At 65.6% G+C, this 15,353-nt stretch carries 16 protein-coding genes; 9 read left to right on the top strand and 7 right to left on the bottom strand.

Going from position 1 to position 15,353, the window contains the following annotated elements:
* The first annotated feature begins 66 nt into the window (after positions 1 to 66).
* Genes H8F26_RS00175 through folE form a run of 4 tightly spaced genes read left to right on the top strand, consistent with a single transcriptional unit; the run spans position 67 to position 3,647 of the window.
* Complete coding sequence (locus tag H8F26_RS00175; protein ID WP_197158867.1) at positions 67 to 1,137, top strand: long-chain acyl-[acyl-carrier-protein] reductase; 1,071 nt, start codon at positions 67 to 69, stop codon at positions 1,135 to 1,137.
* Between the two features lie 26 nt (positions 1,138 to 1,163).
* On the top strand, positions 1,164 to 2,156 hold the full coding sequence (locus H8F26_RS00170; RefSeq protein ID WP_197156627.1) for an acetyl-CoA carboxylase carboxyltransferase subunit alpha: 993 nt from the start codon (positions 1,164 to 1,166) through the stop codon (positions 2,154 to 2,156).
* 24 nt (positions 2,157 to 2,180) lie between these two features.
* Positions 2,181 to 2,891, top strand: coding sequence for an SDR family oxidoreductase (locus tag H8F26_RS00165; protein ID WP_197156624.1), 711 nt, complete (start codon positions 2,181 to 2,183; stop codon positions 2,889 to 2,891).
* Between the two features lie 9 nt (positions 2,892 to 2,900).
* The gene (gene folE / locus H8F26_RS00160; protein WP_197156622.1) at positions 2,901 to 3,647 is read left to right on the top strand and encodes a GTP cyclohydrolase I; all 747 of its coding nucleotides are present in this window, start codon (positions 2,901 to 2,903) and stop codon (positions 3,645 to 3,647) included.
* Between the two features lie 135 nt (positions 3,648 to 3,782).
* Here the strand turns inward: folE and H8F26_RS00155 are convergent, their stop codons facing one another.
* Positions 3,783 to 4,373 carry a hypothetical protein gene (locus H8F26_RS00155; protein ID WP_231605369.1) on the bottom strand — a complete coding sequence of 197 codons (591 nt, stop codon included), beginning with the start codon at positions 4,371 to 4,373 and terminating at the stop codon, positions 3,783 to 3,785.
* A 52-nt stretch (positions 4,374 to 4,425) separates the two neighbouring features.
* Positions 4,426 to 5,115 carry a phosphoribosylanthranilate isomerase gene (locus H8F26_RS00150; protein WP_197156620.1) on the bottom strand — a complete coding sequence of 230 codons (690 nt, stop codon included), beginning with the start codon at positions 5,113 to 5,115 and terminating at the stop codon, positions 4,426 to 4,428.
* Positions 5,116 to 5,210: 95 nt separating this feature from the next.
* Between H8F26_RS00150 and H8F26_RS00145 the strand changes: the two genes are divergently transcribed.
* On the top strand, positions 5,211 to 6,455 hold the full coding sequence (locus tag H8F26_RS00145) for a site-2 protease family protein (RefSeq protein ID WP_197158865.1): 1,245 nt from the start codon (positions 5,211 to 5,213) through the stop codon (positions 6,453 to 6,455).
* Here H8F26_RS00145 and H8F26_RS00140 read toward each other — a convergent pair.
* A complete protein-coding gene (locus H8F26_RS00140; RefSeq protein ID WP_197156618.1) occupies positions 6,398 to 7,231 on the bottom strand; it encodes a lipoate--protein ligase family protein in 834 nt (277 codons plus the stop codon). The two genes, H8F26_RS00145 and H8F26_RS00140, sit on opposite strands and share 58 nt — an antisense overlap.
* A 19-nt stretch (positions 7,232 to 7,250) precedes the next feature.
* Between H8F26_RS00140 and H8F26_RS00135 the strand changes: the two genes are divergently transcribed.
* On the top strand, positions 7,251 to 8,012 hold the full coding sequence (locus H8F26_RS00135) for a sulfite exporter TauE/SafE family protein (RefSeq protein WP_197156616.1): 762 nt from the start codon (positions 7,251 to 7,253) through the stop codon (positions 8,010 to 8,012).
* Between the two features lie 16 nt (positions 8,013 to 8,028).
* Here H8F26_RS00135 and H8F26_RS00130 read toward each other — a convergent pair whose 3' ends face one another.
* Positions 8,029 to 8,541 (bottom strand): CRR6 family NdhI maturation factor, encoded by a 513-nt coding sequence (locus H8F26_RS00130; protein WP_197156614.1) that lies wholly within the window; start codon positions 8,539 to 8,541, stop codon positions 8,029 to 8,031.
* 89 nt (positions 8,542 to 8,630) lie between these two features.
* Here H8F26_RS00130 and psaM point away from each other — a divergent pair, with 89 nt between their 5' ends.
* The 3 genes from psaM to H8F26_RS00115 all read left to right on the top strand — a co-directional run bounded on the left by psaM (position 8,631) and on the right by H8F26_RS00115 (position 10,390).
* On the top strand, positions 8,631 to 8,735 hold the full coding sequence (gene psaM / locus H8F26_RS00125; RefSeq protein ID WP_197156612.1) for a photosystem I reaction center subunit XII: 105 nt from the start codon (positions 8,631 to 8,633) through the stop codon (positions 8,733 to 8,735).
* 347 nt (positions 8,736 to 9,082) lie between these two features.
* The gene (locus H8F26_RS00120) at positions 9,083 to 9,385 is read left to right on the top strand and encodes a hypothetical protein (RefSeq protein ID WP_231605368.1); all 303 of its coding nucleotides are present in this window, start codon (positions 9,083 to 9,085) and stop codon (positions 9,383 to 9,385) included.
* A 24-nt stretch (positions 9,386 to 9,409) separates the two neighbouring features.
* A complete protein-coding gene (locus tag H8F26_RS00115; protein WP_197156610.1) occupies positions 9,410 to 10,390 on the top strand; it encodes a protochlorophyllide reductase in 981 nt (326 codons plus the stop codon).
* Between the two features lie 258 nt (positions 10,391 to 10,648).
* Here the strand turns inward: H8F26_RS00115 and bchL are convergent, their stop codons facing one another.
* From bchL to H8F26_RS00100, 3 genes are all read right to left on the bottom strand, one after another.
* Positions 10,649 to 11,572, bottom strand: coding sequence for a ferredoxin:protochlorophyllide reductase (ATP-dependent) iron-sulfur ATP-binding protein (gene bchL, locus H8F26_RS00110; protein ID WP_231598341.1), 924 nt, complete (start codon positions 11,570 to 11,572; stop codon positions 10,649 to 10,651).
* A gap of 477 nt (positions 11,573 to 12,049) precedes the next feature.
* On the bottom strand, positions 12,050 to 13,693 hold the full coding sequence (locus H8F26_RS00105) for a ferredoxin:protochlorophyllide reductase (ATP-dependent) subunit B (RefSeq protein ID WP_370594721.1): 1,644 nt from the start codon (positions 13,691 to 13,693) through the stop codon (positions 12,050 to 12,052).
* Positions 13,694 to 13,836: 143 nt separating this feature from the next.
* On the bottom strand, positions 13,837 to 15,135 hold the full coding sequence (locus H8F26_RS00100; RefSeq protein ID WP_197156606.1) for a ferredoxin:protochlorophyllide reductase (ATP-dependent) subunit N: 1,299 nt from the start codon (positions 15,133 to 15,135) through the stop codon (positions 13,837 to 13,839).
* Between the last annotated feature and the right edge of the window lie 218 nt (positions 15,136 to 15,353).

Below are 15,353 nucleotides of genomic sequence, written 5' to 3'. Positions count from 1 at the left end.
GCCCATGGCAAGATGTGGCGCGCGTCCAGGGGGCGCGCCTTTGTCCTAGTAGCGACGGAAGACCTGATGTTCGGCCTGATCGGTCACTCCACCAGTTTTGAGGAGGCCAGAATCAAGGCCAGGTCCCTGGGCTACGACGAGTACGCCGATGGCGACCTCGACATGTGGTGCGCCGCTCCTCCTCAGCTGGTGGAGGAGGTGACGGTCACCAGTGCCACCGGCAAGACCATCCGAGGCGCCTACATCGATTCGGTGTTCGTTCCGGAAATGCTGCGGCGCTTCAAAACGGCGAAGCGGAAGGTGCTCAAGGCCATGGAACTGGCCCAGAAAAGTGGGATTGACATCACGGCCCTGGGAGGCTTCACATCAATCATTTTCGAAGATCTCAATCTTCTGCGCGAAGAGCGGGTCAGTGCGGTGCAGCTGGATTGGCAGCGCTTCACCACCGGCAACACCCATACGGCCTGGGTGATCTGCCGGCAGGTGGAGATCAACGCTCCCCGGCTGGGCATGGATCTGGCCACGGCCAAGGTGGCGGTGGTGGGTGCCAGTGGCGACATCGGCAGTGCGGTCTGCCGCTGGTTGCAGCGACGCGGCGTGGGTGACTTGCTGCTGGTGGCACGACGGCCCCAGCCATTGGTGGACCTCCAGGAGAGCCTCGGCAGCGGCCGGATTCTGCCGTTGGATCAGGCCCTGAGCGAATCCGACGTGGTGGTGTGGGTGGCGAGCCTGCCCCAGAGCCTGCAGATCGATACGGCAACGCTGCGCAAGCCCTGCCTGATGATCGATGGCGGCTACCCCAAGAACCTCGACAGTCGCGCGGCGGCTGAGGGGGTGCATGTGCTTAAGGGGGGCATCGTCGAGTTCTGGCAGGACATCGGTTGGCAGATGATGGAAGTGGCGGAGATGGCCAGACCTCAGCGTCAGATGTTCGCCTGTTTCGCTGAGGCGATGCTGCTCGATTTCGAAGACATCCATACGAACTTCAGCTGGGGTCGCAACAACATCACCCTTGAGGCCATGGACCTGATTGGCGCTGCTTCCCTCCGCCATGGCTTTTCAGCCCTCGCCTTGGACTCGGATCAGGCCCCCGAATCCGCTGACCCCACCGCCGCCCCCGCCCTGGCTTCGGCCTGAATTCTTTCTCCTCCTTTCCGATCGCCATGGCCCGCCGCGCCCTGCTGGACTTCGAAAAACCCCTGGTGGAGCTCGAGGAACAGATCGACCAGATTCGCCAGTTGGCGCGGGATTCCGAGGTGGATGTGAGCCAGCAGCTCCTGCAGCTGGAAACCCTGGCCACCCGTCGCCGCGAGGAGATCTTTCTGGCGCTCACTCCGGCCCAGAAGATTCAGGTGGCGCGCCATCCCCAGCGGCCCAGCAGCCTCGATTACATCCAGCTGATCACCGACGAGTGGATTGAGCTCCATGGCGATCGGCGTGGCTCCGACGACAAGGCTCTTGTGGGCGGGGTGGGCCGTATCGGCGATCGGGCCGTGCTGTTGATCGGCCATCAGAAGGGGCGTGACACCAAGGAGAACGTGGCTCGCAACTTCGGCATGGCCTCGCCGGGTGGCTATCGCAAGGCGATGCGGCTGATGGAGCACGCCGATCGCTTCCGGCTGCCGATCCTCTGTTTCATCGACACGCCCGGGGCCTATGCCGGCGTTCTGGCCGAGGAGCAGGGGCAGGGCGAGGCGATTGCGGTCAACCTGCGTGAGATGTTCCGCCTGCGGGTGCCGATCGTGGCCACCGTGATTGGTGAGGGCGGCTCCGGTGGAGCCCTGGGCATCGGGGTGGCGGATCGGCTGCTGATGTTCGAGCACAGCGTCTACACGGTGGCCAGTCCCGAGGCCTGTGCCTCGATTCTCTGGCGCGATGCCGCCAAGGCACCGGCAGCGGCCGAGGCCCTCAAGATCACGGGGCCCGATCTGCTGCGGCTTGACATCATCGATCGGGTGCTGCAGGAGCCCTCGGGTGGGAATCACTGGGCACCGCTGCAGGCTGCCGCCACGCTCAAGGGCGCCCTGCTGGAGTCGCTCGAGGAGCTGTCCAGCCTGTCTGAGCACGACCTGCTGGAGCAGCGCTACGCCAAGTACCGGGCCATGGGCCGGTATGAGGCGGCTTCCCCTACCCCAGAGGCCGTCGCTCCTGTTTAGGGTCTGAAGGAACGCGCGAGCACCTTGGTTGCTGCTCTGATCACGGGTGCCTCCAGAGGGATCGGCGCAGCGGCCGCCCGCAAGCTGGCGGCCAACGGCTATGACCTGCTCCTGCTGGCGCGCTCCCTGCCGGACCTTGAGACCCTGGCCGATGAACTCCGTCCCCTGGGTCGAACCGTTGAGGTGGCCGCCATCGACCTGGCGGATTCCGCTGCCATCCCCGTCGGGCTGGATCAGCTCTGCAGCCGGGGCCTTCTGCCACAGCTGGTGATCAACAATGCCGGCGTCGCCTACACCGGCGCCCTGGCCTCGATGCCTCTGTCGCAGTGGCAGTGGCTGTTTCAGCTCAACGTCACCAGCGTTTTTCAGGTGTGTCAGGCCGTTCTGCCGCACCTGCGTGCCGCCGGCCGTGGTCACATCATCAATGTGAGCAGCCATGCCGCCCATCAGGCCTTCCCGGACTGGGGCGCCTACTGCGCCAGCAAGGCGGCACTGGTTTCGTTCAGCCGTTGTCTGGCTGTCGAGGAACGCACCCACGGGATTCGAGTGAGCACGCTCACTCTGGGTGCAGTCAATTCAAGCCTTTGGGATAGCGAAACCGTCCACAGTGACTTTGACCGGCGTGCCATGCTTGATCCCGAGCAAGCGGCCGATGCACTGCTGTTTCTGGCTCAACAACCCGCCACCCAGGTGGTTGAAGACCTCACGCTCATGCCGGCCGCCGGCGCTCTCTAACCCTCTTTCATGACCTCCACCCTCCCCTCCCGCTTTTCAACCGGTGCCATGGTGACGCCTGAGGCTGCTCCCCTGCCGGCGAGCCACCGTATCCGTGAGCGGCTGCGGGAAGCTGGTGTCTCCTTCCTCGCCAACGACAACATCTCCGCCTATCTCGGCGAGGGTGAACTTGACCAGCTCGAGATTGAGGTGGCAGGCAAGGTGCGCGATCTGCTGCGCAGTCTGGTGATTGACATCGAAAATGATCACAACACCGAAGAGACAGCCGAGCGGGTCGCCCGTATGTATCTTCACGAAGTCTTCAAAGGGCGCTATCACGAGCAGCCCAAGATTGCCAGTTTCCCCAATGTGAAGAAGCTGGATGAAATTTATACGGTTGGGCCAATTTCCGTGCGTTCGGCCTGTTCGCACCACCTCGTGCCGATTCTCGGCAACTGCTGGATTGGAATCAAGCCGGGTGACCGCGTGATCGGGCTTTCCAAATTCTCTCGTGTCGCCGACTGGGTCTTCTCCCGTCCCCATATCCAGGAAGAGGCCGTGATGATTCTGGCCGATGAGATTGAGCGGCTCTGTGAGCCCCAGGGATTGGCGATTCTGGTGAAGGCGCAGCACTATTGCATGAAATGGCGCGGCGTCAAGGAACCCCAGACCAGCATGGTCAATTCCGTGGTGCGTGGCGATTTCCGCCTCGATCCCAGTCTCAAGAAGGAGTTCTTCGAACTCGTGAAACAGCAGGAAGCCGTTCTGTCCACCTGAAATGGGCTTGGGTTGTCAACGGGACGGATGTGGAACAGGGTCTCGGCTGAGCAGGATCCACGTCCCCCAGCAGACCAAGACCACCGTCTCAACGGAACGGATCACTGAGCCTTAATCATGGATCTGCTGGCTAGTTCAGGGGGTGATTGAGGGTCTGGCCACGCCGATCGGTCCCACGGGTGCTGAGGCCAGGCGCCTGGTTCCGTTCGGTGTCTCGCTCACCACCACCACCATCACCTCATAGGCCAGATCGTTGGTGGTGGGCTGGTAGCTGGGGCCTGAAGCCTCAGCAATCAGTTCCCAGTGGTTGCGGCCTGGTGCCAGTCGGTACCAGTGGTACTGGCTGGCGGCGAGGGCCGCTTGGCCATCGGCCACGATCGTGGCCTGCAGCAGCGAGCCCACCCGAGCCTCTCCCTGGAGCTCCAGCCGTCGCAGCCCATCGATCTGCTGCTCCACCGCCCCCTCCAGCTGCTGGTCAGCCCCGATCTCGCCCCGCAGGATCCGGATCTGCTGTTGCGGTGTTCCCGTTACTCCCGGCACGCACTGCAGGGCGCCCTCAATCAGCTGGCAGCCGACCAGATCCTGGGCTTTCAGCGCCGCCGGGCCGCCCAGGGGCAGGGCGGTGGCCAGGATCAGGCCAGCAAGCTGACGCATGCGGGCACGCTGCCACAGGCCCATGGCCCTGGCAGGGCGAGCCTGAGACGCGGAAGAGAGGGGGATCGGCACGGGCGGCGGCAACCGGCGGGAGTCCTGATCCTGCCGCCGCGGCGGCGATTCGTCAGCCGATCGGTGCGGCAGTCCTGGCGCTGGCTGGCCTGGTCCCCTCGCCCTTCACCAGCCGCACCAGGGCCGCCACCCGGGCGAGATCCTTGTCTCCGGGGCTGAGTTCCACGCGGCTGGAGGCGTCGAGGCCATCGGGGCTGAGCGTCTCCAGCACCGCGCCGACGCTCTCCGGCCCGATGCCCCCGGCCAACCACCAGGGCAGGGAGGGGCGGAACTCCTGAAGCCACTGCAGCGGGATGGCGCGGCCCGTGCCGCCCAGCTGTCCTTCCACCCAGGCATCGAGCAGCAGCGCGTCCACCACCTCGGTGTAGGCCTGCGCTTTCACCAGGTCGTCTGCCGACCCGATCCGCAGGGCTTTCCAGAGCTGAACCCCCGCGCCCAGCCGCTGCCGCAGGTCGCGGCAGCGAGCCACCGATTCACTGCCGTGCAGTTGCACCACGCGGTGACCGCCCTCACCCAGTTCCTCCAGACGGTCGTCGCCCGGATCGGCCACCACCAGCACGCCGCGGCAGAGCGGGTTGGCGGTCTGCATGGCAGCGAACAGCGCCGGACGTCGCTCGGCCGCCAGAAACCGGGGTGAACGCTCCACGGCGATCACGCCGATCGCATCGACGCCCAGGGCCGCCACGGCCGAGGCCTGGTCCGGCTGCCGCAGGCCGCAGATCTTGAGCTGGGGGCGGGCCATCCGGGGCGGGCAGTGCAGGGGCCTTTCTAGGATTGGAACCAATCTTCCTTGGGTCCGGCCTGAGGCTCTTGAACGCGGCGGCTGTGGGTGAAGGCTTGAGCAACGGCTGGCAAATCCTGCGGATCCGCGGCATTCCGCTGCGGATCCACCCCAGCTGGTTTGTGATTCTGATGGTGGCCACGGTGGCGTTCCAGCAGCACTACGCCATGGCCTCCGGCGAGACGGGGGGAAGCTTTGCCACCTGGTCCGTGGGCCTGCTCACGGCCGTGCTGCTGTTCGTCTCGGTGCTGCTGCACGAGCTGGGACATGCCCTGGTGGCCCTCAATCAGGGGGTGCGGGTGAACGCGATCACCCTGTTCCTGCTTGGCGGAGTGGCCAGCGTGGAGCGGGAGTGTTCCACAGCCCGCGGTGCCCTGCTGGTGGCGGCGGCGGGCCCGGCCGTCAGCCTGGTCCTGGGCGTCACCTTGCTCTCCCTTCAGCACGGAGCAGCCCATCTCGCCCCCCTGCTCGGCGAGATGGTCCAGGAGCTCGGGATCCTCAACCTGGTGCTGGCTTTGTTCAACCTGCTGCCCGGTCTGCCCCTGGATGGTGGCCTGATCCTCAAGGCCCTGGTCTGGCAGGTCACGGGCAGCCAGCGCCGCGGTGTGGAGGTGGCGATGGCCTCCGGCCGTTTCCTCTCTTTCCTCGCCGTGGGTCTGGGCACCGTGCTGTTGCTGCGTGGCGGTGGCATCTCCGGTGCCTGGCTGATTCTGCTCGGCTGGTTTGGTCTGGGAGCTGCCCGCAACCAGCGCCAGATGCTGGCTCTGCAGCAGGCGCTCAAGGATCTGCGGGTGAGGGATGCGGCCCAGCGCCGCTTCCGGGTGCTGGAGTCGTCCGACAGCCTGCGCCAGCTCAGCCAGCTACGCCTCAGCCAGGACAAGGGTCCGAGCGACTGGGTGCTGGTGTGCGATCGGGGCCGTTGGTGCGGTGTGATCGATGACGACCCCCTGCAGGCCCTGCCGGTTCAGCGCTGGGACACCGAGCGCATCGCCGATCACCTCAAACCGCTGGCTTCGTTGCCCTCGATCGGTGAGGGTGATGCGTTGTGGCAGGCGGCCCTGCGCCTGGAGGATGGTCCAGAGTCCCGTCTGCTGGTGCTGAGTCCCGCCGGGCTGCCCAGCGGCACCCTGGAGCGCCCCGAACTGAGTGAGGCTGTGCTGGGGCGGTTGGGTGTGAAGCTGCCGGCACCCATGCTCGAGCTGGCGCGGCGCCAGGGCACCTATCCCCTCGGTCTGGCCCTCGGTCAGGTGGCGCGCTCAATGGTGGCTTCCGGGGAAGTGAGCGTCAGCCCTTCCCTGTAGCGCTGCAGCCGCCCCTCCACAGCGTTCCATTCGGTGTCGCTGAGCGGCTGGGGTTGCAGCACGACCGGAGCGCCCGGCAGGGCCGACCGGGCCGCGGTCAGCAGTTGTTGCCGGAGCGGATGGTGGGGATCCTCCACTCCCAGGGTGCTGCTGAGTCGTCCTGCCGGCGGCGGCGGCGGAGGTTCCCCGAAGATCTGCCGCCACAGCTCCGGCTCCGGCGTCACCAGGATGGCGCCGTGTTGCAGCAGCTGGCCGCGGCGCCAGAGCTGGGCGCTGCCGATCCGCTTGAATCCAGCGGCGTCCACCAGATCCGCCGCGGTGGCGCTGGCAAAGCAGTTCGGTGCATGGGCCCCCTGGGAGCCGCTTGGCTCGTTGCCGAACTGGAGCGGCAGCCCCAGGGCGGCGAAGGCGTGCTGCAGCCAGCGGCAGGCCAGGCGGTAGGCCTCCAGGCGCTGGCCAGGGGGATCGGGCCAGATCAGGGCGTAGGTGAGATCGCCGCAGCCGTGCAGCACCGCCCGGCCGCCAGTGGGTCTGCGGACCAGGTCGATCAGGCCGTCCGCCGCCAGGGCCAGCCAGTGGGGCGGCAGACGCCGCTGGTGGTAGCCCAGCGACAGGGTGGGGCGGCTCCACCGGTAGAGACGCAGGGCCGGTTGGCCCTGATCGAGTATCCACTCATCGATCGCCATCTGCCAGGTTCCGGTGAGCGCCGAATCCGGCAGCAGGCGCCAGACCTGTGCTGTGCTGCCGTCCCGTACAGGATGCTGGGGCCCGTTCATCGCCTCAGGTGCCGCGCCGATGTCTTGGACCCTGCTGGCGCTGGTGCCCCTGGGCCTGCTGGCCGGGCTGCTCTCCGGCCTTCTGGGCATCGGTGGTGGGCTGATCTTTTCTCCGATTCTGCTGCTGATCGGCCTTGAGCCCCATCAGGCTCTGGCCACCAGCAGCCTGGCGATCGTTCCCACCACCCTGGCTGGCACATGGACCCATCTGCGCAGCGGTCAGCTGCCCCGCAGCGGTGGCGTCGCCATTGCCGCCGGCGCTGCCATCAGTGCGGCCCTGTTCAGCCGTCTGGGTCAGGGCCTGGAGGGCTGGATGCTGCTCGGCCTTCAGGCGCTGATGTATCTGCTGCTGGCGATCACGATCGAGCCGAAGGAGGCATCAGCAACCCATGACCCTCGACCTCTGCCTCTGGCCGGCCTGACCTCGGTGGGTGGCGTCGCCGGTCTGGCCGGTGGCCTGCTGGGTGTGGGGGGCGGCCTGATCATGGTGCCGCTGATGGTGAAAGCTCTGCAGGTGCCGATCCGTCTGGCGATCCGGTTCAGCACCCTGGGAGTGCTGGTGTCGTCCAGTGCGGCCTCGGTGGCGTTCCTGCAGGACGGCCGCGGCCAGCTTGTTCTTGCCGTGCTGCTGGGGGGAACGGCAGCCCTGGCGGCCCAGTGGTCGGCAGGCCAGTTGAACCGTTTCAGCGAGAGCTCTCTGGCCTGGATGCTGCGTGGCCTGGCCCTGCTGCTGGCGATCGACAGCAGCCGCCGCGCCGTGATGCTGCTGCTGGCCGGCTGAATCGGGCCCAACGGCCTCAGTTCTCACCCATCGGGGGGGAGGGGAGGGACTGCCAGAAGCCTGGATCCAGCTCGAAGCCGAGCACGGCGGCCATCTGGCTCAGGCTCTGACGGCAGTGCAGGCCGGCGGCACCGGCCCAGTCGTCCAGCAGAAAGAGGCGATGGGTGATCCACAGATCGAGGCTTTCCGGCGCGAAGCGGAGCCCCTCGTTGCGGCTGAAGCCATGGGGCAGCAGCATCGCCACGTGGCGGATCAGGTCGCCGTCCCTGCGGTCCAGCAGCAGCGTCAGCCAGGGGCAGAGGGCATCGGCGCGAAGGCTCCAGAGACGTAACTCAGGGATTTCCGAGAGTTCCCGGGGGTCATCGTCGGCGCGGGGCCAGTCGTAGGAGAGGCGGAGCTTGCCTGTGCCGGCCAGCAGCTCGGCCGGGCTGAGCCGGCGCCACGGTTCCAGGGGGCTGAGGTCGAGGCGGCGGAGGCTTTCGGCCGGAATCCGCACGAGCCAGTCTTCGGAGGCGGGTGGGGTGGCCATCAAGAGCTGTGACAGCGCGGCGAAGAAGGCTGGACCGTAGCGAGCCGGCGGCAAAGAATGGTGCCGATTCCGTTCATGCTCCCCCAACCATGGTTTCAACCCTGAACCAGGCCGAAATCCTGATCGCTTTGGTGGTGGCCGCCCACGCCGGCGTCCTGGCCGTCCGTCTTTGCTTCAGCCTGTACAAGGCCTGATTCGGCGCTGAATCTGGGTGGGGGATTGGCATCCTTTCCTCCGCCTGCTACAAGCAAGTCAGTTCGACAGCGGCCCTGAGGGCCCGATGCCCGTGCCTGCCCCCCGTCGTTCCCGTTCTTCCCCGCAGCAGCGGCGTGCAGAGTCCCGTGGCACAGTCCGGGCTGGCTCAGGCGATCGCCGGTCCAGCCCCGTTGGACGAGCGCTCACGCAAGCCCGTCCGTTGCGGGCCGTCGATCCTGATCCGAGTGGGCTTGCCAGCCCGGTCATTGCAAGCGTCACCGCATTACCGGCCCCCAGCCTGAGTGAGGAGCAGAAGGAGTCGCTCTGCAGTGTCATCGGTCTGGTGGTGAAAATCGGTCTGGTGTCGGTGGTCGGAGTCAGCTTGGTGCGTCTGGCAGCGGCCTATCAGGACCGCATGGAACGGCAGGGTGAACTGGCCGCTGTTCTTGATATCGAGAAAGCCAAACTTCACCGGGCTCGCGAACGTTTCGATCAGCTCTTCAGCGTCGACGGAGAGCAGCGCCTCATCCGGGAGCAGGATCAGTGGATTGCTCCCAATCGCCTGCGGATCGTCTGGCAGTCCCCCGCCGCGTTTCCTTCTGTTGAGCAGCCTTCCGGCACCAAGCCTGCCGTCAGCCCGGTTCCTTAGGTTGTCAGGCGCCTGCTCGCCCGCATGATGGCCCTACCCGCCGCCGCCCCCGGAACGGTCCTGATCACCGGTACGACCTCGGGGGTCGGTCTCAACGCCGTCAAGGCCCTCGTTGATCGAGGCTGGATCGTGGTGACAGCCAATCGCGACCCCGTTCGGGCCGCTGCCGCCAGCGACTCCCTCGGCATTCCCGCCGACCGGCTCCACCATCTGCGCATTGATCTGGGCGATCTCGAGAGTGTGCGGGTCGGCGTTGAGGCGCTGGTGGCATCTCTGGAGCAACCGCTGGATGCCCTGGTGATCAATGCGGCTGTTTACAAGCCGCGTCTGAAAGAGCCCGAACGCTCACCTCAGGGTTATGAGCTCTCGATGGCCACCAACCATCTTGGTCATTTTCTGTTGATTCAGTTGCTGCTTGAGGATCTGCAGCGCTCCACCCATCCCTCCCGCCGGGTGGTGGTGCTGGGCACCGTCACCGCCAACTCCAAGGAGTTGGGTGGCAAGATCCCGATCCCCGCCCCTGCCGATCTGGGCGACCTCTCCGGCTTCGAACTCGGCTTCAAGGCTCCGATCAGTATGGCCAGCGGCAAGCCCTTCAAGCCGGGCAAGGCCTATAAAGACAGCAAGCTCTGCAACATGATCACCACCCAGGAGCTGCACCGCCGCCTCAATGCCTCCACGGGAATCGTGTTCAGCTCTCTCTACCCGGGCTGCGTCGCTGACACACCCCTGTTCCGCAATACACCGAAGCTGTTTCAGAAGATCTTCCCCTGGTTCCAGAAGAACATCACCGGTGGCTACGTGAGTCAGCAGTTGGCCGGTGACCGGGTGGCACAGGTGGTGGCGGAACCCGAATTCGCCGTTTCGGGAGTGCACTGGAGCTGGGGCAATCGCCAGAAGCGTGGTGGCAAGCAGTTCAGCCAGGAACTCTCCTACAAGGCCAGCAATCCAGTCACTGCCCAGAAGATGTGGGAGTATTCGATGGACCTGGTGGGTCTGGGCTGAGGCCTGATTAGCGGCCTGCTCAATCCTGCGCAGGCCTAGCACGATTCCTCCTTTCAACGGAAGGAATCAAGATCAGTCCGGATTGAAGATCCAATCAGCACAAATCAATGGCTAGAATCAATGCCTTGCTAGAGTAAAGTCTCGGCCGGAATCAGTGTCTGTTCAATATTGATGGCCATCCACTGTTGACATCCGGATGACATCAACCACCGCCATCTGCTGAAGATGGCGGTGGTTGACCGCAATGGACGACGAACGTCAGTCGAAGCCGAGCAGATCGAAGATCTCGCGATCCTTGAGCGACTCAGCCTCCAAAGGCTCGACATTGTCGAGCATCCGTTGGGCGAGGTTGAGATATTCCTGCTGAACGGCTTCCACCTCGGGGGTGGCTTCCATCTCAAAAATGGTGCACTTTTTCAAGCGGGAGCGACGGATCGCGTCGAGATCAGGAAAGTGAGCCATGGTGCGCATGCCGACGCGATCATTGAAGCGATCGATCTGGTCGGTGTCCTTGCTGCGGTTGGCTACCACGCCGCCCAGTCGAACCTTGTAGTTCTTCGCCTTGGCCTGAATGGCGGCAATGATCCGATTCATCGCAAAGATGGAATCAAAATCGTTGGCGGTCACGATCAGGCAGTAGTGGGCGTGCTGCAGCGGGGCCGCAAAGCCACCGCAGACCACGTCGCCCAGCACATCGAAGATCACTACATCGGTGTCTTCAAGCAGGTGATGCTCCTTGAGCAGTTTCACGGTCTGCCCGGTCACATAACCACCACAACCGGTGCCGGCGGGTGGACCACCCGACTCGACGCACATGACGCCGTTATAACCTTCAAAAACAAAGTCGTTCGGCTGGAGCTCCTCAGTATGGAAATCCACCGTTTCGAGAATATCGATCACCGTGGGCACCATCTGCTTGGTGAGCGTGAAGGTGCTGTCGTGCTTGGGATCGCAGCCGATCTGCAGCACGCGTTTGCCCAGCTTCGAAAAGGCGGCCGACAGATTGGAGGACGTGGTGGATTTGCCGATGCCTCCCTTGCCGTAGACGGCAATCACCAGGGCTCCTTCCTCAATGCGCATGCCTGGGTCCTGATGGACCTGCACGCTGCCTTCGCCATCGGCATGCTGGCGGCTGTGGCTGCCGGCGTTCTGGGTTGCGGGTTTCGCAAGGGTGCTGGTCATGCGGATGTCGATCCTGAAATCTCCGGCGGTGATGGGCCCACTCCTGCCGCCGACGGAAGGAAGGACTGCAACGGCCACCACAGCCATCCAAGGGCAGCGCGATCACCTTGTCAGCGGGATCGCGTAAACCGCAACATGCTTGGTTGTCGTATCCTCATTCGGCCGCAGATCCGTGAGAGATCGGGTAGGAAAATCTCGCGGATCTGCTGAGTACTTCTACTCATCTCGGGCTGCGCTCTGGGTAGGCGTGCGTGGCTTCTTTAAAGGGCACCTCGAAACATTCGAGACCGGCGGGACCCTGCAAGGAGCGCTCATTGCATCGTCTGGGCCCGGCTTGGACTCTCATCCTTGGAAGGGGCGACTTTCAAGGTGCCTTGTTGTCGTCGGTTGCACGGAGACCTATGGACCACTCCGGGGCTGGAGGCTGCCTGTGCGCGTCGCTGCGGAGGCCGTGACTCCGGCGGGGAGTGGCTGGAGTCATCGGCTGAAATGAGCCTTGGCTTCGTAGAGGGTTTCGGCATCGATCCGATGCAGTCCCTGGGCCCGGGCAAAGGATTCAGCGTTGCGTCTGGCCTTGCCCCGCACGAAGAAGGGGATCTTGGCCAGTTCCGCCTCCCCATCCGGGCTCCAGTGCAGGCCGTTCTCCGCCAAAGCAGCTGCTGGAGCGGCTGTTGCCCCGGCAGCTGCTGATGCCACGGCTGTAGCTGTTGTGGTCTCTGTCGAGGCTGCGGCCCCTGTTGTTGGCTGTTTGGTCCCGTTGGTCCCGTTGGCTTCGATTCCGGCTCCAGCCGGTGCTCCACCGAGGTGGCTGCGGTGTCCTTCGGTGAACTCGAAATCGTGGCGGAACATCGTGATCAGGTGTTCCTCCAGCCCCATCATCAGCGGGTGCACCCAGGTGTCGAAGATCACGTTGGCTCCTTCCCAGCCCATCTGCGGTGAGGTGCGGGCCGGCACGTCCTGAACGTGCAGCGGCGTGCTGATCACGGCGCAGGGAATGCCCAGGCGCTTGGCACTGTGCCGCTCCATCTGGGTGCCCAGCACCAGCTCCGGTGCCGCCTCGGCCATGGCCTTCTCCACCACCAGGTAGTCGTCGGTGATCAGCGCGTCCAGGTCGAGCTCCTTGGCTGCGGCCCGCACGTCGCGGGCCTGCTCGCGGCTGTAACTGCCCAGCCCCACCACCTGAAATCCCAGTTCCCGGCTGGCGATGCGGGCGGCGGCGATGGCGTGGGTGGCATCGCCGAAAATGAACACCCGCTTGCCTGTGAGGTAGGTGGAATCCACCGAGCGCGAATACCAGGGCAGTCGGGATCGCTGCTCCGCCTCAGCGTTGGTGGCGGCAGCGATCACCTCGGAGTCCATCTCCAGCAGGTTGGTGACCTCCCGCAGGAAGTCGCCGGTGGCGCCAATGCCGATCGGCACGCTGCGCACCACCGGCATGCCGAAGCTCCGCTCCAGCCAGTTGCAGACCGGGCCGGCCACCTCGGGATAGAGGCAGACGTTGGCATCGGCGCTGGGGATGCGCAGCAGATCCGCCGGTCTTGCACCCAGAGGGGCGACCACGGTCACGTCGATGCCGAGCTCGCCCAGCAGGCGGCTGACCTCAAGGATGTCGTCGCGGCAGCGGAAGCCCAGCAGGGTGGGGCCCAGCAGGTTCACCCGCGGCCGGCGGCCTTCCTGGCGCCAGCGGGCCGGTGAGGGCTTGGCGGCCCCGGGCGGCGGCAGCTGTGGTTTGAGCAGGGCTCGCACCAATTGGTAGAAGGTCTCCGCTGCTCCCCAGTTCTCTTTCTTGGAGTAAGCCGGCAGCTCCAGGCTCACCACCGGAATGCCGCCCAGATCCATGCCGCCGGCCAGGGCCCCAGGCTGATCCTGAATCAGTTCGGCGGTGCAGCTTTCTCCCACCAGCAGGGCCTCCGGCCGGAACCGCTCCACGGCGTCGTTGATCGAGCGCTTCACCAGTTCGGCTGTGTCACCGCCCAGATCGCGGGCCTGGAAGGTGGTGTAGGTCACGGGAGGGCGCCGGTCGCGCCGCTCGATCATGGTGAACAGCAGATCGGCGTAGGTGTCTCCCTGGGGGGCATGCAGCACGTAGTGCACCCCTTCCATCGAGGTGGCGATGCGCATCGCGCCCACATGGGGAGGGCCTTCGTAGGTCCAGAGAGTGAGTTCCACAGGAAGGGGTTGGAGAGGGAAGAAGCGATCGGAAGACGGGTCGGGGCTGGGGTGGACCAGCGCTCAGAGCCCACAGCTCAGGTGAACCGGAGAGTTCAGCTGAACTGGAGCAGGTTGCGGCGCCGCAGCGGCCGTGAGAACAGCTCGGCCAGATCGCCGGCCTGGTCGCAGCCGTGGATCGGGCTGAACACCAGTTCGATCGACCACTTGGTGGCGATCCCTTCGGCTTCCAGCGGGTTCGCCAGCCCCAGGCCGCAGACCACCAGATCAGGCCGGGCGGCCCGGACCCGCTCCAGCTGGCGTTCCACGTCCTGGCCCTCGGTGATGGCCGTGCCGGCGGGAAGCAGGGCCAGCTCTTCGGCCAGCAGCTGGCGATCCAGGTAGGGGGTACCCACTTCCACCAGCTCCATGCCGCACTCCTGATGCAGGAAACGGGCCAGGGAGAGTTCCAGCTGGGAGTCGGGCATCAGCACCAGCCGTTTGCCGGCCAGCACCTCCCGGTGGGGGGCCACCGCCCGCCGGCCCCGCTCCACCAGCGGTGCAAGGACCGCCTCGATCGCCGCCGGGGCCAGGCCACAGGCGGTGGCAGCGGCCCGCATCCAGAGCCGGCTTCCCTCCACGCCGAAGGGATAGGGGGCCGGGATCAGTTCGGCGCCGCGGGCCTGCAGGGCCCGGGCGGTGGCACTGAGGAACGGCTGCGCCAGCAGCACCTTCGTGCCGCGGCCCACCGGCGGCAGTTCGGTGGATCGCCGCGGCGGCAGGCTGCGCACCCGCTCGATCCCCATGCGTCCGAACAGGTCGATCAACCGATCTTCCACCGGATCGGCGAGGGTGCCCACGATCAGCAGCTGCGGCTCGTCGCTGGCCGGCATCAGCGGCTGCATCGCCAGCAGGGCCTGATCCTCCCCCTGGGTGAAGGTGGTTTCGATCCCACTGCCGCTGTAGTTCAGCACCCGCACCCGTCCGGCCAGCTGGCCGTTGAGCCGCTCGGCAGCCTTGCCCAGGTCGAGCTTGATCACCTCGCTGGGGCACGACCCCACCAGGAAGAGGGTGCGGATCTCGGGCCGTCTCTCCAGCAGGTCGCGCACCAGCCGGTCGAGCTCCTCATTGGCATCGGCGAGGCCGGCCAGGTCCCGTTCCCCGAGGATGGCCGTGCCGAACCGGGGTTCGGCGAAGATCATCACCCCGGCGGCGCTCTGGACCAGGTGGGCGCAGGTGCGGGACCCCACCACCAGGAAGAAGGCATCGGGCATGCGGCGGTGCAGCCACACGATCGAGGTGAGACCGCAGAACACCTCCCGTTGTCCGCTCTCCCGCAAGACGGGGGGAAGGTGGGAGGAGCTCTCCCGGCCACCGGCGGTGACGGCTGGAGCCCATGGTGCGACAGCGCCCATCGAAACGGGCCTCCTGGCGATGCGATCCCTTAGGCCTAGCTACTCACGGGGACTCTGCAGGCAGGGAGTCAGAACTCTTCGGGAACACGTCACTCTTCGGCAACACGTCGCTCTGGCGTGGCCCCTCCGGCTGGCAGTTCAGCGCGAGCCGAGGGCCCCCGGACAGGTAGTGATCAGCGTTTGTGATCGTTGCGACAAGATCTGTGCATCGCTGCGGG

The sequence above is a fragment of the Synechococcus sp. CBW1006 genome (assembly GCF_015840525.1).
Classification (GTDB): domain Bacteria; phylum Cyanobacteriota; class Cyanobacteriia; order PCC-6307; family Cyanobiaceae; genus CBW1002.
This window is presented reverse-complemented; position numbering and strand designations above follow the sequence as displayed.